The organism is Pseudomonas sp. 32A (assembly GCF_052682255.1).
In genome coordinates this window covers 5138948-5163721 of record NZ_JBQYLY010000001.1, presented here as the reverse complement: position 1 = coordinate 5163721, position 24774 = coordinate 5138948, and the positions used below count along the sequence as shown (strand labels likewise).

General features: G+C 60.3%; 22 protein-coding genes. 13 read left to right on the top strand and 9 right to left on the bottom strand.

Annotated elements, in window-relative coordinates; all coding sequences use genetic code 11:
* Nucleotides 1–461 precede the first annotated feature (461 nt).
* Nucleotides 462–710 (top strand): DUF6124 family protein, encoded by a 249-nt coding sequence (locus tag ACUN0G_RS23740; RefSeq protein ID WP_445574424.1) that lies wholly within the window; start codon nucleotides 462–464, stop codon nucleotides 708–710.
* 130 nt (nucleotides 711–840) lie between these two features.
* On the opposite strand, the gene ACUN0G_RS23735 is transcribed toward ACUN0G_RS23740, so the two are convergent.
* On the bottom strand, nucleotides 841–2124 hold the full coding sequence (locus ACUN0G_RS23735; RefSeq protein WP_258346901.1) for a Zn-dependent hydrolase: 1284 nt from the start codon (nucleotides 2122–2124) through the stop codon (nucleotides 841–843).
* Between the two features lie 176 nt (nucleotides 2125–2300).
* Nucleotides 2301–3788, bottom strand: coding sequence for an NCS1 family nucleobase:cation symporter-1 (locus ACUN0G_RS23730; protein ID WP_445574423.1), 1488 nt, complete (start codon nucleotides 3786–3788; stop codon nucleotides 2301–2303).
* A 600-nt stretch (nucleotides 3789–4388) separates the two neighbouring features.
* On the opposite strand from ACUN0G_RS23730, the gene hydA reads away from it, so the two are divergent.
* The 3 genes from hydA to preA all read left to right on the top strand — a co-directional run bounded on the left by hydA (nucleotide 4389) and on the right by preA (nucleotide 8627).
* The gene (gene hydA, locus ACUN0G_RS23725; RefSeq protein ID WP_003207833.1) at nucleotides 4389–5828 is read left to right on the top strand and encodes a dihydropyrimidinase; all 1440 of its coding nucleotides are present in this window, start codon (nucleotides 4389–4391) and stop codon (nucleotides 5826–5828) included.
* Nucleotides 5829–5985: 157 nt separating this feature from the next.
* Complete coding sequence (locus tag ACUN0G_RS23720; RefSeq protein ID WP_445574422.1) at nucleotides 5986–7353, top strand: NAD(P)-dependent oxidoreductase; 1368 nt, start codon at nucleotides 5986–5988, stop codon at nucleotides 7351–7353.
* Nucleotides 7353–8627 (top strand): NAD-dependent dihydropyrimidine dehydrogenase subunit PreA, encoded by a 1275-nt coding sequence (preA, locus tag ACUN0G_RS23715; RefSeq protein WP_063028584.1) that lies wholly within the window; start codon nucleotides 7353–7355, stop codon nucleotides 8625–8627. The genes ACUN0G_RS23720 and preA overlap by 1 nt, the downstream gene beginning before the upstream one ends.
* Nucleotides 8628–8764: 137 nt before the next feature.
* Here preA and ACUN0G_RS23710 read toward each other — a convergent pair whose 3' ends face one another.
* The gene (locus tag ACUN0G_RS23710) at nucleotides 8765–9385 is read right to left on the bottom strand and encodes a TetR/AcrR family transcriptional regulator (RefSeq protein WP_003207828.1); all 621 of its coding nucleotides are present in this window, start codon (nucleotides 9383–9385) and stop codon (nucleotides 8765–8767) included.
* Between the two features lie 229 nt (nucleotides 9386–9614).
* On the opposite strand from ACUN0G_RS23710, the gene copC reads away from it, so the two are divergent.
* The 9 genes from copC to ACUN0G_RS23665 all read left to right on the top strand — a co-directional run bounded on the left by copC (nucleotide 9615) and on the right by ACUN0G_RS23665 (nucleotide 18243).
* Nucleotides 9615–9980 (top strand): copper homeostasis periplasmic binding protein CopC, encoded by a 366-nt coding sequence (copC, locus tag ACUN0G_RS23705; protein WP_421553169.1) that lies wholly within the window; start codon nucleotides 9615–9617, stop codon nucleotides 9978–9980.
* 3 nt (nucleotides 9981–9983) lie between these two features.
* Nucleotides 9984–10841, top strand: a complete 858-nt coding sequence (gene copD / locus ACUN0G_RS23700) for a copper homeostasis membrane protein CopD (RefSeq protein ID WP_445574421.1) — start codon at nucleotides 9984–9986, stop codon at nucleotides 10839–10841.
* A 148-nt stretch (nucleotides 10842–10989) separates the two neighbouring features.
* Entirely contained in the window at nucleotides 10990–12258 is a 1269-nt protein-coding gene (locus tag ACUN0G_RS23695) for an OprD family porin (RefSeq protein WP_445574420.1), read from the top strand.
* Nucleotides 12259–12578: 320 nt separating this feature from the next.
* The gene (locus ACUN0G_RS23690; protein ID WP_445574419.1) at nucleotides 12579–13400 is read left to right on the top strand and encodes an NAD-dependent epimerase/dehydratase family protein; all 822 of its coding nucleotides are present in this window, start codon (nucleotides 12579–12581) and stop codon (nucleotides 13398–13400) included.
* A gap of 30 nt (nucleotides 13401–13430) precedes the next feature.
* The gene (locus tag ACUN0G_RS23685) at nucleotides 13431–14306 is read left to right on the top strand and encodes an SMP-30/gluconolactonase/LRE family protein (protein ID WP_445574418.1); all 876 of its coding nucleotides are present in this window, start codon (nucleotides 13431–13433) and stop codon (nucleotides 14304–14306) included.
* Nucleotides 14307–14357: 51 nt separating this feature from the next.
* Nucleotides 14358–15329, top strand: coding sequence for a TRAP transporter substrate-binding protein (locus tag ACUN0G_RS23680; RefSeq protein WP_445574417.1), 972 nt, complete (start codon nucleotides 14358–14360; stop codon nucleotides 15327–15329).
* 67 nt (nucleotides 15330–15396) lie between these two features.
* Complete coding sequence (locus tag ACUN0G_RS23675; RefSeq protein WP_421524873.1) at nucleotides 15397–15924, top strand: TRAP transporter small permease; 528 nt, start codon at nucleotides 15397–15399, stop codon at nucleotides 15922–15924.
* Nucleotides 15925–17205: a TRAP transporter large permease gene (locus ACUN0G_RS23670; protein WP_010166793.1), complete on the top strand. Its 1281-nt coding sequence runs from the start codon at nucleotides 15925–15927 to the stop codon at nucleotides 17203–17205.
* 177 nt (nucleotides 17206–17382) lie between these two features.
* Nucleotides 17383–18243 (top strand): aldose 1-epimerase, encoded by an 861-nt coding sequence (locus ACUN0G_RS23665; RefSeq protein ID WP_445574416.1) that lies wholly within the window; start codon nucleotides 17383–17385, stop codon nucleotides 18241–18243.
* Between the two features lie 135 nt (nucleotides 18244–18378).
* Here ACUN0G_RS23665 and ACUN0G_RS23660 read toward each other — a convergent pair whose 3' ends face one another.
* The 6 genes from ACUN0G_RS23660 to ACUN0G_RS23635 form a co-directional block, all read right to left on the bottom strand.
* Entirely contained in the window at nucleotides 18379–19524 is a 1146-nt protein-coding gene (locus ACUN0G_RS23660; RefSeq protein WP_076014258.1) for an HlyD family secretion protein, read from the bottom strand.
* Nucleotides 19521–21179, bottom strand: a complete 1659-nt coding sequence (locus ACUN0G_RS23655) for an MFS transporter (protein WP_445574415.1) — start codon at nucleotides 21177–21179, stop codon at nucleotides 19521–19523. The genes ACUN0G_RS23660 and ACUN0G_RS23655 overlap by 4 nt, the downstream gene beginning before the upstream one ends.
* A 133-nt stretch (nucleotides 21180–21312) precedes the next feature.
* On the bottom strand, nucleotides 21313–21666 hold the full coding sequence (locus ACUN0G_RS23650; RefSeq protein ID WP_445574414.1) for a hypothetical protein: 354 nt from the start codon (nucleotides 21664–21666) through the stop codon (nucleotides 21313–21315).
* Between the two features lie 105 nt (nucleotides 21667–21771).
* Nucleotides 21772–22125 (bottom strand): hypothetical protein, encoded by a 354-nt coding sequence (locus ACUN0G_RS23645; RefSeq protein WP_445574413.1) that lies wholly within the window; start codon nucleotides 22123–22125, stop codon nucleotides 21772–21774.
* 2 nt (nucleotides 22126–22127) lie between these two features.
* Nucleotides 22128–23102 carry a hypothetical protein gene (locus ACUN0G_RS23640; RefSeq protein WP_445574412.1) on the bottom strand — a complete coding sequence of 325 codons (975 nt, stop codon included), beginning with the start codon at nucleotides 23100–23102 and terminating at the stop codon, nucleotides 22128–22130.
* A 135-nt stretch (nucleotides 23103–23237) separates the two neighbouring features.
* Nucleotides 23238–24716, bottom strand: a complete 1479-nt coding sequence (locus tag ACUN0G_RS23635; protein ID WP_445574411.1) for a DASS family sodium-coupled anion symporter — start codon at nucleotides 24714–24716, stop codon at nucleotides 23238–23240.
* Nucleotides 24717–24774: the final 58 nt, after the last annotated feature.

Genomic DNA, 24774 nt, shown 5'->3' with positions numbered 1-24774 from the left:
CCTTCCTTGATCCAATATTGGTCGACTCTCGTCGAGCAATTTCCCCGCATTCGATACTTGCGTGGCGGAAGCTAACACTGGAAGGCCGAGATAATGAGAGACCGATGAATAAAGGAAACTTCGTACAAAGGAGCAGGACATGCCTTACAACCCATCCTCGAAAAGACATATTTCCTATGCTTCTTTCGGGTTGCTGGTCGGAACGGGCACCACTAGTCTTCGCCAGTCGCTGCCAATTCAGCGACCGGACGTGAGAAATCCGAAGACTCCATTGGCGCAAAAGCGCCCGCCGTATACAGTGCAGGCGCTTTTTCTGTGCTCGCTGTTATGGCGGCTGTGCGCGGGCACGCTTCGGCGTGGCCAAGCTCCTGGGGTCTTGGTTTTCTCACTCCGCGTACAGCTGCCACCTTCGTTCGTGAGAAAAACCTGGTGGTAGTCTCTAACTCTCCAGGAACCGCATCATGATCAAAGACAGTCCAAATCCTCCTTCCGATTCAATCCTGCTCTTCACCCTCCGTCCTGGGCTCGATACCGAAACCCTGCTGCTTAATGCCTCTCAGGATCTGGAATCCATCAATGCCATCGCCGCGCACTTGGCCTTTGAGGTTGATGGTTCACAGCGCAGTGTGGTGCTGGGGATGTGTCGGATGCTGGAGGGCGTGCAGTTGCTTGTAGATCGGGTGGTGGATGCGACGGTAGCCGTGAGCTGACCCATAACTGTAGGAGCGAGCTTGCTCGCGAAAAACCTGAGGGCGCCGCATACATCCAGGCTGTACGCGTAATCGTTGACGTTTTTCGCGAGCAAGCTCGCTCCTACAGTGGGTTTGGAGGGGCCGTGATTTATGCAGCCAACTTGCCGCTGGCAATCGCCACCGACGCCGCCACCATCGCCCGCAACAACACCGCACACCCCGCCGCCAGATCATCCGGCGCGGCATTCTCGATTTCGTTATGGCTGATGCCGCCTTCACACGGCACAAAGATCATCCCCGCCGGCCCCAGCTCCGCGACGAAAATCGCGTCATGCCCCGCCCCGCTTACAATGTCCATGTTCGACAGTCCCAGACCATTGGCCGCATCACGCACGGCATCCACGCAGCCTTTGTCGAAGTACAGCGGCGGGAAGTCAGCGGTGGGTGTCATCTCGAACGTGAGGCCGTGCTTGGCGCAGGTCTCGTCGATCACCTTGCGCACCTGGGCGATCATCGAATCCAGTCGTGCCGGTTCCAGATGACGGAAGTCCAGGGTCATGCGCACTTCGCCAGGAATGACGTTGCGTGAACCGGGATACGCTTGCAGGCAACCGACGGTGCCGCAGGCGTGAGGCTGATGACCCAACGCAGCCGCATTGACAGCGGCGACCACAGCAGCGGCACCTACCAATGCGTCTTTGCGCAGGTGCATGGGCGTTGGGCCGGCGTGCGCCTCAACTCCGCGCAATTTCAGGTCGAACCATTTCTGGCCAAGGGCGCCCAGCACCACGCCGATGGTTTTCTTTTCATCCTCAAGAATCGGGCCTTGCTCGATATGCGCTTCAAAATATGCGCCCACCTTGTGCCCGCTCACGGGACGTGATCCGGCATACCCAATGGCATTCAGCGCATCGCCCACGGTCACGCCGTCGGCATCCGTCTTGGCCAGCGTATCGGCCAGGGTGAATTTCTCGGCAAACACCCCGGACCCCATCATACACGGCGGAAAGCGCGAGCCTTCTTCGTTGGTCCACACCACCACTTCCAGCGGCGCTTCGGTTTCCACTTTCAGGTCATTGAGTGTGCGCAACACCTCAACACCTGCCAGCACACCAAAACAGCCATCAAACTTGCCGCCGGTGGGCTGGGTGTCGATGTGGCTGCCGGTCATCACAGGCGGCAACTTGGGATTGCGTCCCGGCCGGCGGGCGAAGATATTACCGACGCCATCGATGGTCACGGTACAGCCCGCTTCCTCGCACCACTTCACAAACAGGTCGCGGGCCTGGCGATCGAGGTCGGTCAGGGCCAGGCGGCAGACGCCGCCCTTGGGCGTGGCGCCGAGCTTGGCGAGTTCCATCAGGGACAGCCACAGGCGATCGCGGTTGATGTGCTGATGGGTGGATTGCAGAACGTCTATGGCAGCGTTCATGGGGATCTCCTCAGGCGGTAGTTCTTATGAATTTGCCAGACTCTCACTGGCGGACCGCGATCAAAAATGTGGGAGCGGGCTTGCTCGCGAATACGGTGTGCCAGTCGCCAAGTGTTAGCTGAATCACCGCCTTCGCGAGCAAGCCCCCTCCCACATTTGATTGCATTCCACATCGATTAAAGCGGTGTTTTCACGGCGACTACGCGGGCGCCGCGCTTCATGCACAGCGCGTAATACAGCAACCCGCCGAGCGCCGAGCCGGTGAACCAGCCATAGCTGTAGAACCAGCTGAACGCGTCGCTGCCCAGGGACAACAGCGTCAGCACCACCGGCACGCCAAAGGCCAGGAAGCCATGCCAGTTCCACGCCGGGTACACGTCATCGCGGTACAAGCCGGCAAGGTCCAGTTGCTGTTTCTTGATGATGAAATAGTCCACCACCATGATCCCGGCAATCGGTCCCAACAGGCTTGAGTAACCCAGCAGCCAGTTGGAATACACGGTTTCCAGGCTCACGTCGGAGATGATCAGCCCGAGCTTTTTCAGCAGTTCATGGGCCATCAGCGCCAGACCCACCAGGCCGGTGAGGACCACCGCCGTGGTGCGGTTGATCAGCTTGGGCGCGATGTTCTGGAAGTCGTTGGTGGGCGAGACGATGTTCGCCGCGGTATTGGTGGACAAGGTGGCGATGATGATCAGCGCCATGGCCACGGCCACCCATATCGGGCTCTGGATATGGCCGATCAGGGTCACCGGGTCGGAGACGCTGACGCCCACCAGTTTCACCGAGGCGGCGGTCATGATCACGCCGAGGGCGGCGAACAGGAACATGGTCAGCGGCAGGCCGAAAATCTGCCCGAGGATCTGGTCTTTCTGGCTTTTGGCGTAGCGGCTGAAGTCGGGAATGTTCAATGACAAGGTGGCCCAGAAACCCACCATCGCCGTCAGGCCTGCCATGAAGTAGCCGGTGAGGCTGGCGCCTTCGGGACGCTTGGGCGGGATCGCCATCAACTCGGTCAGCGACACATTCGGCAGCGCCCACACCAGCAGCCCGATTCCCACAGCCACCAGCAGCGGTGCCGACAGGGTTTCCAGCCATTTGATCGACTCGGCGCCACGCAATACCACCCACAGGTTCAGGGTCCAGAAGATCATGAAGCCGATCACTTCACCGGTGCCACCAAGGGACTTCCAATCCTCGAAAACCGAGCCCAGGAACAGGTGAATCGCCAACCCGCCAAACATCGTCTGGATGCCGAACCAGCCACACGCCACCAGGGCGCGAATCAGGCACGGCACGTTGGAGCCAAGCACGCCAAAGGACGAACGCAGCAACACCGGGAACGGAATACCGTACTTGGTACCGGGGAAGGCGTTGAGGGTCAGCGGGATCAGCACCACGATATTGGCCAGCAGGATCGCCATCAGCGCCTCGCCCACCGACAACCCGAAGTACGCAGTGAGCACGCCGCCCAGGGTGTAGGTCGGCACGCACACCGACATGCCGATCCACAGCGCGGTGATGTGCCACTTGTTCCAAGTGCGTTCGCGCACCTTGGTCGGTGCCATGTCGTGGTTGTAGCGGGGGCTGTCGAGGACGTCGGGGCCGGCGTCGAGTTCGTACAGGCCGTTGCGCTCAATGACTTGCGATCTGTTCTGTTGCATGGCCGCTCCACGGTTTTTTCGAATTATTTTTGCTCACCCCGTGACGTGCACGGGATGGCCGGAGTACCTCGTTGACAACATGACATCCGGGACCCGGCCAACCGCCACCGCACTCAATAACCGTGCCGTAAACCGTTGCCCTTCCCGCACCGCTTATATAACTCGCTGATGTTTATCAGCTTTATTGTCTCGACCGAAGAGCCCCTCGTTACTTTCAGCGTTACTCAGGCCAACTAACGCAGAAGTTGTCCGAACCCTCAGGACTCAATCTGGTGCAACACAATTATTTTTATTTACCGGCCCCGTCAAGAGGCATGTCTCAAGCGTCTGATTTGCAATAGGAAATGTTGCTCATATTGGGAACCTGTCAAGTGCGTCAAAATGGTGAGAGGCCGCTACATTTTGGTGATTTTGATTTTTTATCTCTATAATTCAATCACTTAATATCGATATAAGCTTATAAAAAATATTCTTGCTCATTCGAAAAACTCGGGCTAGTTTCTATTCCTGTCACCGCTGACAGGAATTAACTTCCAGCGGCGCGATGCATGACAACACTTAGAACTGGCACAAGCCGGTCAAGCCTGTGAGGAACTCGACATGTCGCTGTTGATCCGTGGCGCTACCGTTATTACCCATGATGAAAGTTACCGAGCCGATGTTTTATGCGCAGACGGTCTAATCCGCGCCATTGGCACTGATCTGGATATTCCCGCCGGCACCGAGATACTCGATGGCAGCGGTCAATACCTGATGCCCGGCGGCATCGATCCCCATACCCATATGCAACTGCCCTTCATGGGCACCGTGGCCAGTGAAGACTTTTTCAGTGGCACGGCCGCCGGGTTGGCGGGCGGCACCACGTCGATCATCGACTTCGTGATTCCCAACCCGCAGCAATCCCTGCTGGAAGCCTTCCACCAGTGGCGCGGCTGGGCCGAGAAGTCGGCGTCCGACTATGGCTTTCACGTCGCGATTACCTGGTGGAGCGAGCAGGTCCGCGAGGAAATGGCCGAGCTGGTGAGCCAACACGGCATCAACAGCTTCAAGCATTTCATGGCGTACAAAAACGCAATCATGGCCGCTGACGACACCTTGGTGGCGAGCTTCGAACGCTGCCTGGAACTGGGTGCGGTGCCGACAGTGCACGCCGAAAACGGCGAACTGGTGTATCACCTGCAACGCAAGCTGATGGCCCAGGGCATTACCGGGCCAGAAGCGCACCCGCTGTCGCGGCCTTCGCAGGTGGAGGGCGAAGCCGCCAGCCGGGCGATCCGGATTGCCGAAACCATCGGCACGCCGCTGTACCTGGTGCACGTGTCTACCAAGGAAGCGCTGGATGAAATCACCTATGCCCGCAGCAAGGGCCAGCCGGTATACGGCGAAGTCTTGGCCGGGCATCTGCTGCTGGACGACAGCGTGTATCAACACCCCGACTGGCAGACCGCTGCCGGCTATGTGATGAGCCCGCCCTTCCGCCCACGCGGGCATCAGGAGGCGCTGTGGCATGGCCTGCAATCCGGCAACCTGCACACCACCGCCACCGACCATTGCTGCTTCTGCGCCGAGCAAAAAGCTGCCGGGCGGGATGACTTCAGCAAGATTCCCAATGGCACCGCCGGTATCGAAGACCGCATGGCGCTGTTGTGGGATGAAGGCGTGAACACCGGGCGCTTGTCGATGCAGGAGTTCGTTGCGCTGACGTCTACCAACACGGCGAAGATCTTCAACCTGTACCCACGTAAAGGGGCGATCCGCGTGGGGGCCGATGCTGACCTGGTGCTGTGGGACCCGCAAGGCACGCGGACCATTTCCGCGAAGACTCACCACCAGAAAGTCGACTTCAACATCTTCGAAGGCAAGACCGTGCGCGGCGTGCCGAGCCATACCATCAGCCAGGGCAAGCTGGTCTGGGCAGATGGGGATTTGCGCGCCGAGCGTGGTGCGGGGCGGTATATCGAACGGCCGACGTATCCGCCGGTGTTTGAGCAGTTGAGCAAGCGGGCGGAGCGTTCCAGGCCGGTTGCTGTGAAACGCTGAAAGCGGCCTTCGGCCTATCGCGGGCAAGCCCGGCTCCCACATTTTTTGAGCTGTGAATACTTTCAAATCTGGGAGCTGGCTTGCCTGCGATGAGGCCGGTACAGGCGACAAAAAATGCCCGTTAGAGGCGATCCAAAAAAACCGTGAGGCCAATACCGTGATCCAGACCCTGAACCATCTTCCCCACCCCCATGAAGATGCGGCAGCCCTCGCCGCGCATTTCACCGACCTGGCGCCGCCGCTCAATGCCCGGCAAGCCCAACTGGAAGCGTCGCGCTGCCTCTACTGCTACGACGCGCCGTGCGTTAACGCGTGCCCCAGCGAGATCGATATCCCGTCGTTCATCCGCAATATCCACACCGAAAACGTCCAGGGCGCCGCACAGAAGATTCTCTCGGCGAATATCCTCGGCGGCAGTTGCGCCCGGGTCTGCCCGACGGAAATCCTCTGCCAGCAAGCCTGCGTGCGCAACAACGCCGAGGAATGCGCCCCGGTGCTGATCGGCCTGTTGCAGCGTTACGCGGTGGACAACGCGCACTTCAGCGAACACCCGTTCCAGCGCGCCGCCCCCACTGGCAAACGCATCGCGGTGGTCGGCGCCGGGCCTGCGGGGTTGTCCTGCGCCCATCGCAGCGCCCTGCACGGCCATGACGTGGTGATTTTCGAAGCCCGGGAAAAAGCCGGTGGCCTGAATGAATACGGGATCGCCAAGTACAAGCTGGTGGATGACTTCGCGCAAAAGGAACTGGATTTCCTGCTGCAAATTGGCGGCATCGAAATCCGTCACGGCCAGCGCCTCGGCGACAACCTGACCTTGAGCGAGCTGCACCAGCAGTTCGATGCGGTGTTCCTCGGCCTCGGCCTGGCCGCCAGCAAACAGCTCGGCCTGCCTCACGAGGACGCCCCCGGCCTGCTCGCCGCCACCGACTACATCCGTGAACTGCGCCAGGCCGATGACCTCAGCCAACTGCCCCTGGCCGACCGCTGCATTGTCCTCGGCGCCGGCAACACGGCCATCGACATGGCCGTGCAAATGGCCCGCCTCGGTGCCCGTGACGTCAACCTGGTGTACCGCCGGGGCCTGACTGAAATGGGCGCCACCGGCCACGAGCAAGATATCGCCAAGGCCAACCAGGTACGCCTGTTGACCTGGGCCCAACCGGAGGAAGTGTTGCTCGATGATCAGGGCCATGTGCGCGGCATGCGGTTCGCCCGCACCCGCATGGTCGATGGCCGCCTGCAGGCCACCGGTGAAACCTTCGAACTGGCCGCCGACGCGATCTTCAAGGCCATCGGCCAAGGCTTCGACGACGCGGCGCTGCACGACCCGCTGGCCCACCAACTGCAACGCCAGGGCGATCGCATCTTCGTCAACGAACAGCTGCGCACCAGCATCCCCGGTGTGTATGCCGGCGGTGATTGCGTCAGCCTCGGCCAGGACCTCACCGTCCAGGCCGTGCAACACGGCAAGCTGGCCGCGCAAGCCATGCACGCTCAACTCATGCTGAAAGTGGAGGCTGCGTAATGGCCGATCTCTCGATTGTATTCGCCGGCATCAAAGCCCCCAATCCGTTCTGGCTGGCCTCCGCGCCGCCTACCGACAAGGCCTACAACGTGGTCCGCGCCTTTGAAGCAGGCTGGGGCGGTGTGGTCTGGAAAACCCTCGGCGAAGACCCGGCCGCGGTCAACGTCTCATCGCGCTACTCGGCGCACTTTGGCGCCAACCGTGAAGTGCTCGGCATCAACAATATCGAGCTGATTACCGACCGCTCCCTGGAGATCAACCTGCGGGAAATCACCCAGGTGAAAAAAGACTGGCCCGACCGCGCACTGATCGTGTCGCTGATGGTGCCCTGTGTAGAAGAGTCGTGGAAACACATCCTGCCGCTGGTGGAAGCCACCGGCTGCGACGGCATCGAGCTGAACTTCGGCTGCCCCCACGGCATGCCGGAACGCGGCATGGGCGCGGCGGTGGGCCAGGTGCCGGAGTACGTGGAACAGGTGACACGCTGGTGCAAGACCTATTGCTCGCTGCCGGTGATCGTCAAGCTCACGCCGAACATCACCGACATACGCGTGGCGGCGCGGGCAGCGTATCGCGGGGGCGCGGATGCGGTGTCGCTGATCAACACCATCAACTCCATCACCAGTGTCGACCTGGAGCGCATGGTCGCCCTGCCGATGGTAGGCACGCAAAGCACCCACGGTGGCTACTGCGGCTCGGCGGTAAAGCCGATTGCGTTGAACATGGTGGCGGAGATTGCCCGGGATCCACAGACACAGGGTTTGCCGATCTGCGGCATTGGCGGGATTGGCAACTGGCGCGATGCGGCGGAATTCGTTGCGCTGGGCTGCGGCGCGGTGCAGGTGTGCACGGCGGCGATGCTGCATGGGTTTCGGATTGTCGAGGAAATGAAGGATGGGCTGTCGCGGTGGATGGACAGCCAGGGTTACAACAGCCTGCAGGAATTTTCCGGGCGAGCGGTGGGCAATACGACGGATTGGAAGTACCTGGATATCAATTACCAGGTGATCGCCAAGATCGACCAGGAGGCGTGTATTGGTTGTGGGCGTTGCCATATTGCCTGCGAAGATACGTCGCACCAGGCGATTGCCAGCTTGAAGCAAGCGGATGGGACGCATAAGTACGAGGTGATTGATGATGAGTGCGTGGGGTGCAACCTGTGCCAGATCACCTGCCCGGTGGCGGACTGTATCGAGATGGTGCCGGTGGATACCGGAAAGCCGTTTTTGAACTGGACGCAGGATCCGAGGAATCCCTACCGCGAGGCGGTGTAGCCCTCCAAACAGACGCCCTATGAATGATCGTTCCCACGCTCCGCGTGGGAATGCATCCGTTGACGCTCCGCGTCACGACCTCAAGAGCGGACGCATAGCGTCCAGGGCGGCATTCCCACGCGGAGCGTGGGAACGATCTAGGGCTCCAACCCAATCCCCCGCAGGATCACACTCGTCACCGTCTGCACCGCTCGTTCAAACTGCATGTCCGACAACGGCTGATGGTCATTCAGGATCTTCACCTGATGATCAAAGTCGGCATAGTGCTGGGTCGACGCCCAGATCATATACAGCAGGCTCGACGGTTCCACCGGCAAGATCCGCTTGTCCTCCACCCACTGGCGAATCTTCGCTTCTTTCATCTTGGCCCAGTCGTACAGGCTCACGTCCAGCGCCTCACCCAGGGTCGGTGCGCCGTGGATGATTTCGTTGGCCCAGACTTTGGAACCATAGGGCCGGCTGCGGGAATGCTGCATCTTGGCGCGGATGTAGCTGCTGAGCACCACCCGCGGGTCGTCGAACATCTCGAAGCACAAGGCGTCCTGCTTCCACACTTCCAGCAGGTCGAACAACACCGCGCTGTACAGCTCGCTCTTGGTGCTGAAGTAGTAATGCAGGTTGGAGCGCGGCAGTTGCACTTCTTCGGCGATGTCGGCCATGGCGGTGCTGCCATAGCCCTTCTCGGCGAAAACCTTTTCCGCCGCCAGCAGAATCTTTTCGACGTTGACCCGACGAATACCGATCTTGTGATTGCCCATAAGGGCTCCCTGACAACAACATGGCTTCAAGACTACCATCCGCTCTAGATCGCGGCGACACGCCACTGTGAAACTTCGTACAAGAACCTTCCCCGTGGATAGCGGATTGGTTAGCATCGCCATCCCCTCGAAGGATCGTCTTCATGACTATTCGACTGCGAGACGCGTGCGACGACCCGGTGCTTGCGGCTCTGCCGAACAACTGACTCTCACCTGAAGGTATTGAACAATGTTGATCAAGAAAACCCTTACCACCGTCGCCCTGCTCGCCTCCCTGCTGGGCGCCTCGGCCGCCTTTGCCCACGCCCACCTGAAAACCTCGGAGCCTGCCGCCGACAGCAGCGTCGCCGCGCCCAAGGACCTGCGCCTGACGTTCTCCGAAGGCGTTGAAGCGACCTTCACCAAGGTGTCCCTGAGCAAGGACGGCACCGAAGTCGCGATCAAAGGCCTGGAAACCCCGGACGCCGACAAAAAGGTTCTGGTGGTGACGCCGGCCGCTCCATTAGCCGCCGGCACCTACAAAGTGGTGTGGAACGCGGTCTCGGTGGATACCCATAAGAGCAACGGTGAATACAGCTTCAAGGTCGGCCAATAATTCATGGCCACCCTGCTGGTGCTGTGCCGTTTCCTGCATTTCATCGTGGTGTTGTTGATGTTCGGGGCCTGTGTGTTCAGGCCCTGGTTGCTGGGAGCAGGACCGCAACCGGTGCTGGACCGCCAACTGTCGCGCATCACCCAAGGCTTGGCGTGGCTGGCATTGGTGTCGGGGGTGGCATGGTTGTTGTTGATCAGCGCGAGCATGGCCGGGGTCGGGCTGGGCGCGCTGGAGCTGTCAACGGTGCAGTTGGTGCTGGGTAAAACCTTCTTCGGCCAGGTCTGGACCTGGCACCTGGTGCTGAACGTGCTGCTGGTGCTCGGCCTGATGACGCCGTGGAAGGCCGTGCGCCTGCCGCTCTGTGCATTGCTGCTGGCGACGCTGGCACCGGTGGGCCATGGCGCCATGCTCAATGGCCTGGCCGGGCAACTGCTGATCCTCAATCAGGTAATGCACCTGGTGTGTGTCGGTGCCTGGCTGGGTGGCTTGCTCCTGCTGGTGCTGATCCTCAGGCAATCGCCCCGCTATCCACTGGAACCGATCCTCAAGCGTTTCAGCGGCATCGGTTACGGCCTGGTGACGGGATTGCTGGTGACAGGCCTGATCAACGTGCGGGTGCTCACCGGGCAGTTCTGGCCCACGCCATTGTTCACAGGCTTCGCCCTGATCCTGCTGATCAAGGTGCTGCTGGTGTTTGGCATGCTCGCCCTGGCACTGTTGAATCGCCTGCGGATTCACAACTGTGAGCAGCGGTTGCCTGCGTTGAAGGCCAGCGTGACGATTGAATGGTTACTAGGTATTTCAGCGGTGGCCGCTGTTTCGCTGCTTGGTACCTTGCCGCCCATGGTTGCAGCAGGATAATCCCTCCTCCACTGGCTCCCTTCACACAGGGAGTCATCGTATAACTTCCGATTGACAACTCCCCGAAACCTCGCAAATATCGCCTCCAATGTTGTACGACAACGTATAACAAAAAATAAAAACAACAAGAAGACAAGGGAGCGTCACTGTGAGCCAACACGTCCGCCATTTCTCCTGCACCACCCGTTTCGCCGCTATCGGTTTGAGCAGCCTGGCCCTTACCCTCCCCGTCACCGCCTCGGCAGAAGGCTTCATCGACGACGCCACCGCCACGCTTAACCTGCGCAACGCCTACTTCAATCGCAACTTCACCAACCCCGCTTATCCTCAGGGCAAGGCCGAGGAGTGGACGCAAAACTTCATCCTCGATGCCCGGTCCGGCTTCACCCAAGGCACTGTCGGTTTCGGCCTGGACGTGCTGGGGCTGTATTCGCAAAAGCTCGACGGAGGCAAAGGCACCTCCGGCACTCAATTGCTGCCGACCCGCAGCGATGGCCGCCCCGCCGACAATTTCGGGCGTCTGGGCGTGGCGCTGAAAACCAAACTGTCGAACACCGAATTGAAAGTCGGCGAATGGATGCCGGTGCTGCCGATCCTGCGCTCGGATGACGGCCGCTCCCTGCCGCAGACCTTCCGCGGCGGCCAGGTAACGTCCAAGGAAATCGCCGGCCTGACCTTGTATGGCGGCCAGTTCCGCGGCAACAGCCCGCGCAACGACGCGAGCATGGATGACATGTTTCTCAACGGCAAAGCCGCATTCACTTCAGACCGCTTCAACTTCGGCGGCGGCGAATACACCTTCAACGACAAGCGCACCCAAGTGGGCGTGTGGTACGCCGAACTCAGCGACATCTACCAGCAGCATTATTTCAACCTGACTCACAGCCAGCCCGTGGGCGACTGGACCCTGGGGGCCAACCTCGGGTTCTTCACCGGCAAGGAAGACGGCAAGGCCCTGGCCGGCGACCTCGACAACAAAACCGCGTTCGCCCTGCTCTCGGCCAAATACAAAGGCAACAGCTTCTATGTCGGCCTGCAGAAACTCACCGGCGACAGCGCCTGGATGCGGGTCAACGGCACCAGCGGCGGCACCCTGGCCAACGACAGCTACAACGCCAGCTACGACAACGCCAAGGAAAAATCCTGGCAGGTGCGGCACGACTTCAACTTCGTGGTGCTGGGCATCCCCGGGCTGACCATGATGAACCGCTATATCAGCGGCGATAACGTGCACACCGGGGTGATCACCAACGGCAAGGAATGGGGGCGCGAGTCGGAACTGGCCTACACCGTGCAGAGCGGCGCGCTGAAGGACCTGAATCTGCGGTGGCGCAACGCAACCATGCGCCGGGATTTCAGTACCAACGAGTTTGATGAAAACCGGATATTCATCAGTTACCCGCTGTCGTTGTTATAGCGGTTTACAAACAACCGAAGGCTTTTGTGGTGAGTGAGCTTGCTGGAGTGAGGGAGATTGCTGGAGTGAGGGAGATTGCTGTGGCGAGGGAGCTTGCTCCCGCTGGGCTGCGCAGCGGCCCCAAAATCTTGGGAGCGCTTCGCACTCCAGCGGGAGCAAGCTCCCTCGCCACAGCAAGCTCTCTTGCACAGCAGCTCCCTCGCCACAGGACAGCGATGACCCTCTATCAACTTCGACCAATAGCGCGTTGACAAGTGTAGGAAAGCCTAACGATACTTCGGATTAGTCATACGACAACCTACAACAATAACGGGACCACCATGACCATCACAACCGCCCCTACCCCGTTCAACCGCTTGCTGCTCACCGGCGCCGCCGGTGGCCTGGGCAAAGTCTTGCGTGAACGCCTGCGCCCTTACGCCAAGGTACTGCGCCTGTCGGACATCGCCGACATGGCCCCGGCCGCTGACGACGGCGAAGAAGTGCTGCCTTGCGATCTTTCCGACAAACAGGCCGTGCACCACCTGGTGGAAGGCGTCGATGCGATCCTGCATTTCGGCGGCGTGTCGGTGGAGCGCTCCTTCGAGGAAGTGCTGGGCGCAAACATCTGCGGGATCTTCCACATCTACGAAGCCGCCCGCCGCCATGGGGTCAAGCGCGTCATCTTCGCCAGCTCCAACCACGTCATCGGCTTCTACAAGCAGGACGAAGCCCTCGACGCCCACTCCCCGCGCCGCCCGGACAGTTACTACGGCCTGTCCAAATCCTACGGCGAGGACATGGCCAGTTTCTACTTTGATCGCTATGGCATCGAAACCGTCAGCATCCGCATCGGCTCCTCGTTCCCGGAACCGCAAAACCGCCGGATGATGCACACCTGGTTGAGCTTCGACGACCTGACCCAACTGCTCGAACGTGCGCTGTACACACCGAATGTCGGCCACACCGTGGTCTACGGCATGTCGGATAACCTCGACGTCTGGTGGGACAACCGCTTCGCCGCCCACCTGGGTTTCACCCCGCGAGACACCTCTGAAGTGTTCCGCAAACAGGTGGAAGCCCAGCCGCTGCCCGCCATCGACGACCCGGCGCGGGTGTACCAGGGCGGCGCGTTTTGTGCCGCCGGCCCATTCGGTGACTGACCACAGACCAACCCAAGGGAATGAGTGGCCATGCAAGCAGAACTGATTGTCGACGCCCGCAACGCCGTAGGTGAATGCCCGGTGTGGGTGCCCGAGGAAAACGCCCTGTACTGGGTGGATATTCCCAACGCCGAGCTACAGCGCTGGAGTGCCAGCAGCGGCCAGGTGCAAACCTGGAAAACCCCGCAGATGCTGGCCTGCATCGCCCGCACCACGACGGGCAACTGGGTCGCGGGCATGGAAACCGGGTTTTTCCAGCTGACGCCCTGCAACGACGGCACGCTCGACACCGCGCCGTTGGCCAGCGTCGAGCACGCCCGACCGGATATGCGCCTGAACGATGGCCGCTGTGATCGCCAGGGTCGGTTCTGGGCCGGCAGCATGGTGCTGAACATGGGCGCGAATGCGGCTGAGGGTGTGCTTTATCGCTATCAAGCCGGCCAACCCGTTCACACGGAACTCAACGGTTTCATCACCCCCAACGGCCTGGCCTTCAGCCCCGACGGGCGCACGATGTACCTCTCGGACTCGCACCCGCTGGTGCAGCAAATCTGGGCCTTCGACTACGACATCGACAGCGGCACGCCGTCCAATCGGCGGCTGTTTGTGGACATGCACCACTTCCTCGGCCGCCCTGACGGAGCCGCCGTGGATGCCGAAGGCTGCTACTGGATCTGCGCCAACGATGCCGGGCTGGTCCACCGCTTTACCCCCGACGGTCGCCTCGACCGCTCACTGACTGTACCGGTGAAAAAACCCACCATGTGCGCCTTCGGCGGCAGCCGCCTGGACACCTTGTTCGTCACCTCGATCCGCGACGACCACAGCCCGCACTCCCTCGCCGGCGGCGTCTTTGCCCTGAACCCTGGCGTACAGGGAATGCCCGAACCGCAGTTCATCCTCTAGCTGCATCGCTGTGCCTTGAACAAAACAATAACAAGACTGGAGAGACACCCCATGGACTTCAAACGCACCTTGCTCGCCGCTGCAATCCCGTTCGTGTTTACCCTCGGCAGCGCCGCCCACGCGCTGGAAATCAAATTCGCCGACATACACCCCGCCGGCTACCCAACCGTCGTCGCCGAAGAACAGTTGGGTAAAACCCTGGTCGCCGAAAGCAACGGCGGCCTGACCTTCAAGATGTTCCCCGGCGGCGTGCTGGGCTCGGAAAAGGAAGTGGTAGAACAGGCCCAGGTCGGGGCGATCCAGATGGCCCGAGTCAGCCTCGGCATCGTCGGCCCGGTGGTGCCGGACGTAAACGTGTTCAACATGCCGTTCGTGTTCCGCGACCAGGTGCATATGCGCAAGGTCATCGACGGCGAAATCGGCGATGAAATCCTCGCCAAAATCACCGACTCCGAATTCAACCTGGTGGCCCTGGCCTGGATGGACGGTGGCACGCGCAACATCTACACCAAGAAACCGGTGCGCAAGATCGAAGACCTCAAAGGCATGAAGATTCGCGTGCAGGGCAACCCGATCTTCATCGAAACCATCAACGCCATGGGCGGCAACGGCATTGCCATGGACACCGGCGAGATCTTCAGCGCCCTGCAGACCGGGGTGATCGACGGCGCGGAAAACAACCCGCCCACCCTGCTGGAACACAACCACTACCAGAACGCCAAGTTCTACAGCCTCACCGGCCACCTGATCCTGCCCGAGCCCATCGTGATGTCGAAAATCACCTGGAACAAGCTCACCCCCGAACAACAGGTGCTGGTAAAAAACACCGCCAAGGCCGCGCAGATCCAGGAGCGCGAGCTGTGGGACGCCAAGTCCGCCAGCAGTGAAGCCAAGCTCAAGGCCGCCGGTGTGGAGTTCATCGACATCGACAAGAAACCGTTCTATGAGGCCACCGCTTCGATCCGCGACAAGTACGGCGCCCCCTACGCCGACCTGATCAAGCGCATCGAAGCCGTCAAGTAACCCACCCGCCTCTCATAGAACAGGCCCGGCGCGGTCGATATCGACGCGCCCGGTCACGGTGAACGCCATGAAGAATTTACTGCTGCGCATCAACGACCGCATTTACATGAGCTGCATCTGGGTCGCCGGCCTCGCCGTTCTCGGCGTCGCGCTGATCATTCCCTGGGGCATCTTCGCCCGCTACGTCCTCGGCACCGGCTCCAGTTGGCCGGAGCCCACCGCCATCCTGCTGATGCTGGTGTTCACCTTTGTCGGCGCCGCCGCCAGTTATCGCGCCGGGGCGCATATGTCGGTGGCCATGGTCACCGACCGCCTGCCGCCGGGCCAGCGCCAGATCGTCGGCATCCTCTCGCAATTGCTGATGGCGACCATCTGCCTGTTCATGACGATCTGGGGCAGCAAATTGTGCCTGTCCACCTGGAACCAGTTCATGAGCGCCATGCCGACCTTGCGGGTGGGCATCACCTATATGCCGATCCCGATTGGCGGCTTGCTGACGCTGATTTTTGTGCTGGAAAAACTCCTGCTGGGTGACCAGAGCAACCGTCGGGTCGTGCGCTTCGACCTGGTTGAAGAAAGTGAAGGGGCTGCCTGAATGGACGCATTGATTCTGTTGGGCAGCTTTATCGCCTTGATCCTGATTGGCATGCCGGTGGCTTACGCCCTGGGGCTTTCTGCGCTGATCGGCGCGTGGTGGATCGACATCCCATTCCAGGCCCTGATGATTCAGGTGGCCGGCGGAGTGAACAAGTTTTCGCTGATGGCGATTCCGTTCTTCGTGCTGGCCGGGGCGATCATGGCCGAGGGTGGCATGTCCCGACGGCTGGTGGCGTTTGCCGGGGTACTGGTGGGCTTTGTACGCGGCGGCCTGTCCCTGGTGAACATCATGGCTTCGACGTTTTTTGGCGCGATCTCCGGCTCGTCGGTGGCTGATACGGCGTCTGTCGGTTCGGTGCTGATTCCGGAAATGGAACGCCAGGGCTATCCCCGTGAATTCGCCACCGCCGTCACCGTGAGCGGCTCGGTGCAGGCGTTGCTGACGCCCCCCAGCCACAACTCGGTGCTCTACTCCCTGGCGGCCGGCGGCACCGTGTCCATCGCCTCGCTGTTCATGGCCGGCGTGGTCCCGGGCCTGCTGATGAGCGCGTGCCTGATGGTGCTGTGCCTGATCTTCGCGAAAAAACGCAACTACCCCAAAGGCGAAGTGATTCCTCTGAAACAGGCACTGAAAATCTGCGCCGACGCCTTGTGGGGCCTGATGGCCATGGTGATCATTCTTGGCGGGATTCTGTCGGGCATCTTCACCGCTACCGAGTCGGCGGCCATTGCCGTGTTGTGGGCGTTCTTCGTGACCATGTTCATCTACCGCGACTACAAATGGAGCGAGCTGCCCAAGCTGATGCACCGCACGGTGCGCACCATTTCCATCGTGATGATCCTGATCGCGTTCGCCGCCAGCTTCGGCTACATCATGACCCTGATGCAGATCCCGGCGAAGATCACCACGATGTTCCTGACCCTGTCGGACAACCGCTACGTGATCCTGATGTGCATCAACGCCATGCTGCTGTTGCTGGGCACGGTGATGGACATGGCGCCGCTGATTTTGATCCTCACGCCGATCCTGTTGCCGGTCGTGCTGGGCATCGGCGTCGACCCGGTGCACTTCGGCATGATCATGCTGGTGAACCTCGGGATCGGCCTGATCACCCCGCCGGTGGGCGCGGTGCTGTTTGTGGGGGCGGCGGTGGGCAAGGTCAGTATCGAGAAGACCGTGAAGGCACTGCTGCCGTTTTATGGCGTACTGTTTTTGGTGCTGATGGCCGTGACCTACATTCCGGCGTTGTCGTTGTGGTTGCCGGGGCTGGTGTTATAAGCCCCACACTGCGTGTAGCGAGAGAGCGGTTGTGGCGAGGGAGCTTGCTCCCGCTGGGCTGCGTAGCGGCCCCGAAATCCTGGGAGCGCTTCGCACTCCAGCGGGAGCAAGCTGCCTCGCCACAGCAAGCTCCTTCGCCACAGAAGCATTCATCATTCAATAGGTCTGCTGACACTCATGATGCTTGAACTCGAAGACAACCTCACCCACCTGACGCTCTCGCCAGCGTTGGGTGGCAGCCTCGTCAACTGGACCGTGCGCAGCAATGGCCAGCCCTTGCTGCGCCCTGCTGATCAACAAGCACTGGCCACCGGTTTGCCGGGCAAGCTGGGGTGTTTCCCACTGGCGCCCTGGTCGAACCGGGTGGCCGAGGGTGGCTTTGATAACCCGTCTGGGTGGTTGGCACTCGAACCCAACAGCCCGCTGGACCCGCTGCCGATTCATGGCAGCGCCTGGCAGCAGGCGTGGCACGTGGTCAGCCAGGCGGTGGATGAGGTGGTACTGCAACTGGACAGCAGAACACCCTTTGCGTATCGCGCCGAGCAGCGGGTTCAGTTGAAGGACGGCAGGTTGAGCATCACCTTGCGCGTCACCCATCTGGCGGAAAAAGCGGCGTGGCATGGGCTGGGATTGCATCCGTATCTGCCCCGCAGGCCCGGCACGCAATTGCAGGCCAAGGCTGGGCAGGTATGGATGAGTGATGCATCGAAATTGCCGACAGGCCTGGCTGCCGTGCCCGCCGAGTGGGATTTCCAACAACTCAAGTCGTTGCCCGAGGCGCTGGTGGATAACGGTTTTTGCCAGTGGGATGGGCGCTGCGTCATCCAGCAGCCAGACTTGGGTTACACCCTGGAATGCCAGGCCACCGGCAGCGACTATTACCTGCTGTACTGCCCGCCCGGGCTGGATTTTTTCTGCTTCGAGCCGGTGAGTCATCCGGTGAATGCCCATCACCTGCCGGGCAGGCCGGGGTTGAAGCTGTTGGAACAAGGCCAGTCGGCAGAACTCAATTTCAGCCTGCAATACAAACCCCTCTAACAACACAAAACCCATGTGGGAGCTGGCTTGCCTGCGATGCAGGCAACTCGGTCTTTCAGGTACACCGAGGTGATGCCATCGCAGGCAAGCCAGCTCCCACATTGATTGCATTCCACAATGCAGACTTCCGGTGTGTCAGGGAGGGGTGTTTTTCAGGCGCCCCGCCGTGTCGATACTCACCACCACCGACAACCCCGGCCGCAGCCGTTCACTCTGCTCCTGCCCCGGGTCGACGGTGATCCGCACCGGCACTCGCTGGGCGATCTTCACAAAGTTGCCGGTGGCGTTATCCGCCTGCAACAGGCTGAATTCCGAGCCGGTCGCCGGGGAAATACGCTGCACCGTGCCGTGGAACTTGCGATGGTCCAGGGCATCCACAGTGAAGGTCACCGGCTGGCCGACCTGCACGTTGTCCATCTGGGTTTCTTTCATGTTGGCAATCACCCACAGCTGGTTCGGCACCAGCGCCATCAACTGTGCGCCGCTGTTGACGTAGGCCCCGAGGCGCACGCCAATCTGCCCCAGTTGCCCGTCACGCGGGGCAATGATGCGGGTGTTCGACAGGTCGATACGCGCCAGCTCCACCGCTGCATCCGCATTGGCCACCGCCGCTTCCAACGAACCGCGATTGACGATCACTGTCTGCAAATCCTGCCGGGCGATTTCCAGGCTGGCCTGGGCCTGGGCCACGGCTGCGATGGTTTGCGCATTGGCCGCACGGGTCACATCCAGCTCGCGCTTGGACACCGAACCGTCGCTGATCAACTCTTCGTTGCGGCGCAGGTCAGCGGTGCTCTTGCGCGCCTGGGCCTGACTGTCGGCCAAGGCGGCCTGACGCAGCTTGATGGTCGCCTCGGCACTGTTGCGTTGCTGCACCACATTGGCCAGGGACGCCTGTTGCACCGCCAACTGCGCCAGGGCTTGGTCCAACCGCTGCTTGTAGATGCGGTCATCGAGGCGCACCAGCAAATCCCCGGCCTTGACGTACTGGAAGTCCGTCACCGGCACTTCATACACGTAGCCGCTGAGCTGCGGCCCGATGATCGTCACCTGGCCACGCACCAGGGCGTTCTCGGTGGTTTCCACGGCGCTGCTGAAGGGCGGCAACTGCCAGGCGTAGAGCACGATCAGCACGCCGATAATCGCAATCGCGGCAAAGCCCATGGAAGAGATGATGCGCACCCGCAAGGAGCGCGGTTCGGTGGCCGGCATGCTCGGCGGCGCGGTGCCTTCCGGCGTGGAAGCGATGGCGTTGGTGGTGGTCGTCGTCGGTTCGGTCATGAAGAAAGTGCGCCGCTGGGTTGAACGGGAGACGCTGCACTGGCGGCAGCTTTAGTGGTACTCATCAGCCAGAGGCTGCGGATAAAAATCCAGATCATGGTGAGTATGGCGATGATCGCGATCAGCATGAATACATCGTTATAGGCCATCACATTCGCCTCGCGGGTGGCCGCCGTGGCCAGGCTGCGAATGCCCATCAGGTTACGCAACTCGGGGTCGGCGATTACCCCGCCATAGGCCGAGCCGCCACTGGCTACACGCGCTGCCACACGCGGGTCGAGCAAGGTCAGGTGTTCGACGATCATGCTGGAATGGAATTTTTCCCGCACGATCTGGAACGTGCCCAGCAATGCCGCGCCGATCAGGCCGCCGAGGTTCTGGCAAATCCCGAACAGCACCGAGAAACTCACCAGGTTCCTGGGGTTGGTCAGCACGTTTTTCGTGCCTAAAACCATGGTCGGCCCAAGAAAGAACGTGCCGCCAAAGCCTAGCAGGAACTGGCTGATGTACATGTTTTGCGGGCGCGTGAGGTTGCTGGAGAAACTGTCCATCACCGAGCCTGTGGCCATGAAAGCCAGGGAGATGACCAATGGCATCAACAGGTGCGCCGGGTTGATGGTCAACGCGCTGACGGCCAGGCCGGCAATCGCCCCCGCGAGCATCACCCAATACAGCGTGCGCATCTGCTCGTTGCTCATGTTGAGCATCTGCATGAAGCCGACGGCGCCGGTGGACTGCTCCGAAAGCACCATGCGAATCAGCACCACCGCCAACGCCAGGCGAATCATTGCCCCGCTGCCCAGCCAACGGGTCATCAGCAACGGGTTGGAGCGGTTATGTTCGATGGCCAGGCCGGCCATGATCAGCACCAGCGAGCAGGCCGAGGCGATACCGATCCACGGCGCTTCCAGCCACCAGTCGATACGGCCCAGGGAAAGCACCGCGCAGAGCAACGCGACGCCGGTGGCGAGGATGGCGAAGGTCAGGAAGTCGAGTTTTTCGAAGGTCTTGAAGCGGTCGCCCGGGGGCAACTTGAGCAGGAATACGCAGCCCAGGCAGGTCAGGGCCATGCCCAGTTCGAACAGGTAGAGGCCGCGCCATTCGGCGATTTGCAGCAGGTCTTCGGAAAATAATCGGGCCAGGGGTAATGCCAGTTGCGCAGTGCCGAGGCCGAGCACCAGGGCTTTCATCCGCCACTTTGCGGGAAAGGCCTGGATCATGTAGTACAGGCCCAGGGAACTGAGGGCGGCGCCGACCATGCCGTGGGCCGCGCGTACGGCGATGGCCGAGCTGAGGTCGTTGACGAACAGGTGGCCGAAGGTGACCAGGGCGTAGAGCACCAGGAACACTTCGGTGAACGCACGCAGGCCGAATTGCTGGCGGAATTTCACCAGCAGCAGGTTCATGGAGACGTTGGTCATGACGTAGGCGGCGGGGAGCCAGGCCATCTCGGCCGTCGTGGCCCCCAGGGCGCCCTGGAGGTACACAAGGTTGGCGATCACCAGCGAGTTGCCGAGGCCACCGGTGATTGCCACGAGTACGCCGACGAGGGCGTAGGCCCATCGTTTGCGGGTGGAATGCAACGGCGTCGACGGCGAGCCCGGCAGGCTCGGGCGCTCGTGGGGCTGCCAGGTGTGGGGGGTGTATTTGTCCATTCGGTGGCCTTGATGAACCGACGTGCAAAGTCGGCAAAACGCTTACTCAGGGACTAGTAAACCTGAGCAACGTTCATCTTGCCATGTCGGGATGGCAAAACGGCGCGGGATGATGCGCCGTTAGAACATAGGCCTAAGGTTTCAGGCAGTACCACAGGCCTGCGCACACGACCAATTGAAGCCCCAAATAACCTGGCCATGTGGCCCAGCGTTTGAGGTTACGCGGGATGGAGTTATATTCTTCCTCTGTTATTTCGCCGTCTCTTATGTATCTCCTCGGCATCGTCAACAGGTTTGAAATCAAGACCATCCGCATCATTTTGTCGTAGGGCATTTTTCCAGGCCAATAGCGCTTATTCTGCTGAACGGCTTCGTTTTTAATAAAGTAACGTTCCAACTCATCGAGCTTCATGTAATTGGCATAAGTCATCAGGCTCGCGACGGCGACTGACTCAAGAACCAACGTGGAGGTAATAAGTTTATACATGGCTATATCCAAGGATCATCACCTACATACAGAGCCTCGCCCCACTCAGCACCCTATCCGTCCAAGACAGTTCCTGGTGAGTAGGCGCCAAAAAACGACTGATCATCAAGGCTTGATGAAGTACCACAACGCCGCACACACCAACCACTGGATCCCCAGATAGTCAGGCCACAGAACCCAGCGCTTGAGGTGAGGCGGAACGGAATTGAACTCCTCTTCGGTCATCTCACCATCTCTTATATAAGATCCAGGGATCATAAAAAGGGACCCGAGTAGAGCCATGCGCATCATTTTGTCGTAGGGCATTTTTCCGGGCCAAAAGCGCTTGTTCCGCTGAACCACCTCATTTTCACTGAAGTAACTCTCCAACTCGTCCAGTTTTCTGTAATTAACATAAGTCACAATGCCGCCAAGAACCATGACTTCTATACACAGCATGACCGTAATTAACGTGTCCATACTTATGTCCACGGTTCTTTACCCACATACAGCAATTCACCCAACTCAGCGCCATACCCGCCAGCGACAGTTCCGCCCGTATAGCCGCCAGCAGCACCGCCGAGCACTGCGCAGGTCAGTGCACCCGTGCCCTTCAAAGCAACACCCAAAACGACTTTGCAGGCCGCCCCTGCGACCTTTGCGCCCGCAGCTCCCAAAAGAGCGGCTCCCGAGGTGCCGAGAACCAACTTCCCACCCTCCACAAACTGCGCCTTGCGACACTCATCCTCCCTTCCCGAAGCGCACGCCTCTTTCACCTGCAAACCCGCGGCACTCACATCCAACATCAATCCGATATACGTTCCCTTGCGCAAATGCCGGGAAATAGCGGTTATCCGTTCGATGCGCTGCGCGTACCCCTTGATTTCCCTCTTGTGCAAAAAGCTCCTGGTGGATATGCCTAGAATCCGTCTCAACGAGCCGTGACTGCGCAATCCCGTGCCAAACCTTGCCGCCCCGTGAAGTTGAACGTTAAGTTTTTTCAGCAGTACTTCACGCTGTTTGAAAAACTCCTCTCTATCCACGGTGCCCTGCTTCAAACGGCCATACGCCTGCTCGATTTCATCCAGGGTGCGCGTGACCTCATTCAAGTGCGTACTCCAGGTAGAGGTTGCGCTGCCAATTCCCAAGGAGCTGTAGCCCAGCACGCTCTGTAACAAATCATAGTCATTGACCACCGCCTCTCCCGCCTCGGGGTCGCGGTCCAGCACCCGACTGATGGCTTCGGCCTGGCTCATTAGCCAGGCCTCGTCGGCGGTGCTTTCATTGAGGGTGTTACCGGGCACAATAACCATATACCCCGGCCTCACAAACGGACCGGGCAGATGGACATTGAGGGCATCGAATTTGCTCTGCGCAATCGGCGAAGCGCCGTTTAGAATCCTTCGTTTCAAGCTGTCGTAGTCAATCAGCCGTTGGTTGATGTAAGCCGTCGCCATTCCCTGATTCCTGCTCCAAAAGAAGAGCTCGAAATATAAAATCGGGAGTGGCTTAACTTGCAGAAAATCAGACGGTAAAAATTGATTTTCGGAAAAGGGCTACAAGCGAGTTAATCAGCACCTACAGCAATCACTTCAAATCCACCCCAACCAACTCCAATACGTAGCCGCAAACACCAACATCAACCCATACCCAATCAGCGTCACCAAAATCCCCACCTTGGCAAACTGCCGCGCGGTAAACGTGCCGGTCCCCAAACACACCATGTTCTGCGGCGCATTGATGGGCAGGATAAACCCGTAGCTCATCACAAACCCCAGCAACATCGTCATCCCCAGCCGACTGAAGTCCCCGGGCAACGTCTGCAACACCGCAATCAAAATCGGCAACAACGCCGACGTCAATGCCGTGGCACTGGCAAACCCCAAATGAATCACGATCAAAAACGCCCCCAGAATCGCAAACACCCCCAGCGGCCCCACCTGATCCAACCCGGTATGCGCCACCACCTGCGACCCCAACCACTGCCCCGCCTGGGTCGTCAGCAACGCCGTACCCAGGCTGATACCCACCCCGAACACAATCACCGTGCCCCACGGAATCCGCGACTGCACATCCTTCCAGGTCATCACCCCAATCCCCGGCATCAGCAAAAACACCAACCCGGCGTAGGTCGTCGAAGTCGTATCAAAGCTGTGCAGTCGTCCCTCGGTGGCCCACGCCATCAAGAGCAATACCGACACCGTCAGCAACCGCTTCTGCGGCCCCGTCATCGGCCCGATATCCACCAGCGATTGCGCCACCGCCTCCTTGCCCCCGGGAATGCTGTCACTCTCCGGCGGCAGCAGCTTCAACACCAAAAACAACAACACCGCCGACATGATCACCGCCCACGGCGCCCCGGCGATCAGCCAGTCGATCCACGACACCCGCTGCCCCAGCATCTTGTCCATAAAGCCAACCGTCAGCAGGTTCTGCGCCGCCGCCGTCTGAATCCCGACGTTCCAGATGCTCGTGCCCTGAGCCACGACGATCATGATCCCGGCCGCGATATTGGAGCGCTTGTCCACGCCGAACGCCGCAATCACCCCCATCATGATCGGCACCACACACGCACTGCGAGCCGTCGCGCTGGGCACCACCAGGCTGAGGAGGATGGTCACGGCAATTGCCCCAACGAGAATTCCCCGCGTGCTGGTCCCCACGCGCGTCAGGGTGACCAACGCGATGCGCCGGTCCAGGCCGGTATGGGTCATGGCTGCCGCAATAAACAACGCACCCGCCACCAACGCCAATGCCGGGTTGGAAAACCCCGTCAACGCCATGCTGATGGCCGGGCTGGAGCCGATCAGGTGCGTGGGGTCTTGCAGCGACGGCGCAGTGCCGAGCAAAAAAGCCATCAATGAGGTGATCATGATCGCGCTGGCCTCATAGGAGACCGCTTCGGTGATCCACACCACCACCGCAAACGCGAGGATCGCCAGCATCCGGTGCCCGGCCACCGGCAAGTCGGCCGGCAGCGGCAACAGCAGCACGCCGACCATCACCAGCACGCCGGCCACCAGGCCCAGGGGCAACTTGAATGAAGCTGCAGTTGTTGCGGGGGCACTCATGGGGTTCTCCGTCGGCCTTTAAATCAGGCCCACAGCATGAGGCAAAGCGTCACGCCCG

Excerpts from the sequence above, each read along its gene's own strand:
- ACUN0G_RS23655 (WP_445574415.1), bottom strand. The coding sequence starts at position 21,179 with ATGGACAAATACACCCCCCACACCTGGCAGCCCCACGAGCGCCCGAGC.
- ACUN0G_RS23635 (WP_445574411.1), bottom strand. The coding sequence starts at position 24,716 with ATGAGTGCCCCCGCAACAACTGCAGCTTCATTCAAGTTGCCCCTGGGC.
- ACUN0G_RS23680 (WP_445574417.1), top strand. The coding sequence starts at position 14,358 with ATGGACTTCAAACGCACCTTGCTCGCCGCTGCAATCCCGTTCGTGTTT.
- hydA (WP_003207833.1), top strand. The coding sequence starts at position 4,389 with ATGTCGCTGTTGATCCGTGGCGCTACCGTTATTACCCATGATGAAAGT.
- ACUN0G_RS23675 (WP_421524873.1), top strand. The coding sequence starts at position 15,397 with ATGAAGAATTTACTGCTGCGCATCAACGACCGCATTTACATGAGCTGC.
- preA (WP_063028584.1), top strand. The coding sequence starts at position 7,353 with ATGGCCGATCTCTCGATTGTATTCGCCGGCATCAAAGCCCCCAATCCG.
- ACUN0G_RS23660 (WP_076014258.1), bottom strand. The coding sequence starts at position 19,524 with ATGACCGAACCGACGACGACCACCACCAACGCCATCGCTTCCACGCCG.
- ACUN0G_RS23710 (WP_003207828.1), bottom strand. The coding sequence starts at position 9,385 with ATGGGCAATCACAAGATCGGTATTCGTCGGGTCAACGTCGAAAAGATT.
- ACUN0G_RS23645 (WP_445574413.1), bottom strand. The coding sequence starts at position 22,125 with ATGGACACGTTAATTACGGTCATGCTGTGTATAGAAGTCATGGTTCTT.
- ACUN0G_RS23670 (WP_010166793.1), top strand. The coding sequence starts at position 15,925 with ATGGACGCATTGATTCTGTTGGGCAGCTTTATCGCCTTGATCCTGATT.
- ACUN0G_RS23650 (WP_445574414.1), bottom strand. The coding sequence starts at position 21,666 with ATGTATAAACTTATTACCTCCACGTTGGTTCTTGAGTCAGTCGCCGTC.
- ACUN0G_RS23685 (WP_445574418.1), top strand. The coding sequence starts at position 13,431 with ATGCAAGCAGAACTGATTGTCGACGCCCGCAACGCCGTAGGTGAATGC.
- copD (WP_445574421.1), top strand. The coding sequence starts at position 9,984 with ATGGCCACCCTGCTGGTGCTGTGCCGTTTCCTGCATTTCATCGTGGTG.
- copC (WP_421553169.1), top strand. The coding sequence starts at position 9,615 with ATGTTGATCAAGAAAACCCTTACCACCGTCGCCCTGCTCGCCTCCCTG.
- ACUN0G_RS23735 (WP_258346901.1), bottom strand. The coding sequence starts at position 2,124 with ATGAACGCTGCCATAGACGTTCTGCAATCCACCCATCAGCACATCAAC.
- ACUN0G_RS23730 (WP_445574423.1), bottom strand. The coding sequence starts at position 3,788 with ATGCAACAGAACAGATCGCAAGTCATTGAGCGCAACGGCCTGTACGAA.
- ACUN0G_RS23690 (WP_445574419.1), top strand. The coding sequence starts at position 12,579 with ATGACCATCACAACCGCCCCTACCCCGTTCAACCGCTTGCTGCTCACC.
- ACUN0G_RS23665 (WP_445574416.1), top strand. The coding sequence starts at position 17,383 with ATGATGCTTGAACTCGAAGACAACCTCACCCACCTGACGCTCTCGCCA.
- ACUN0G_RS23640 (WP_445574412.1), bottom strand. The coding sequence starts at position 23,102 with ATGGCGACGGCTTACATCAACCAACGGCTGATTGACTACGACAGCTTG.
- ACUN0G_RS23740 (WP_445574424.1), top strand. The coding sequence starts at position 462 with ATGATCAAAGACAGTCCAAATCCTCCTTCCGATTCAATCCTGCTCTTC.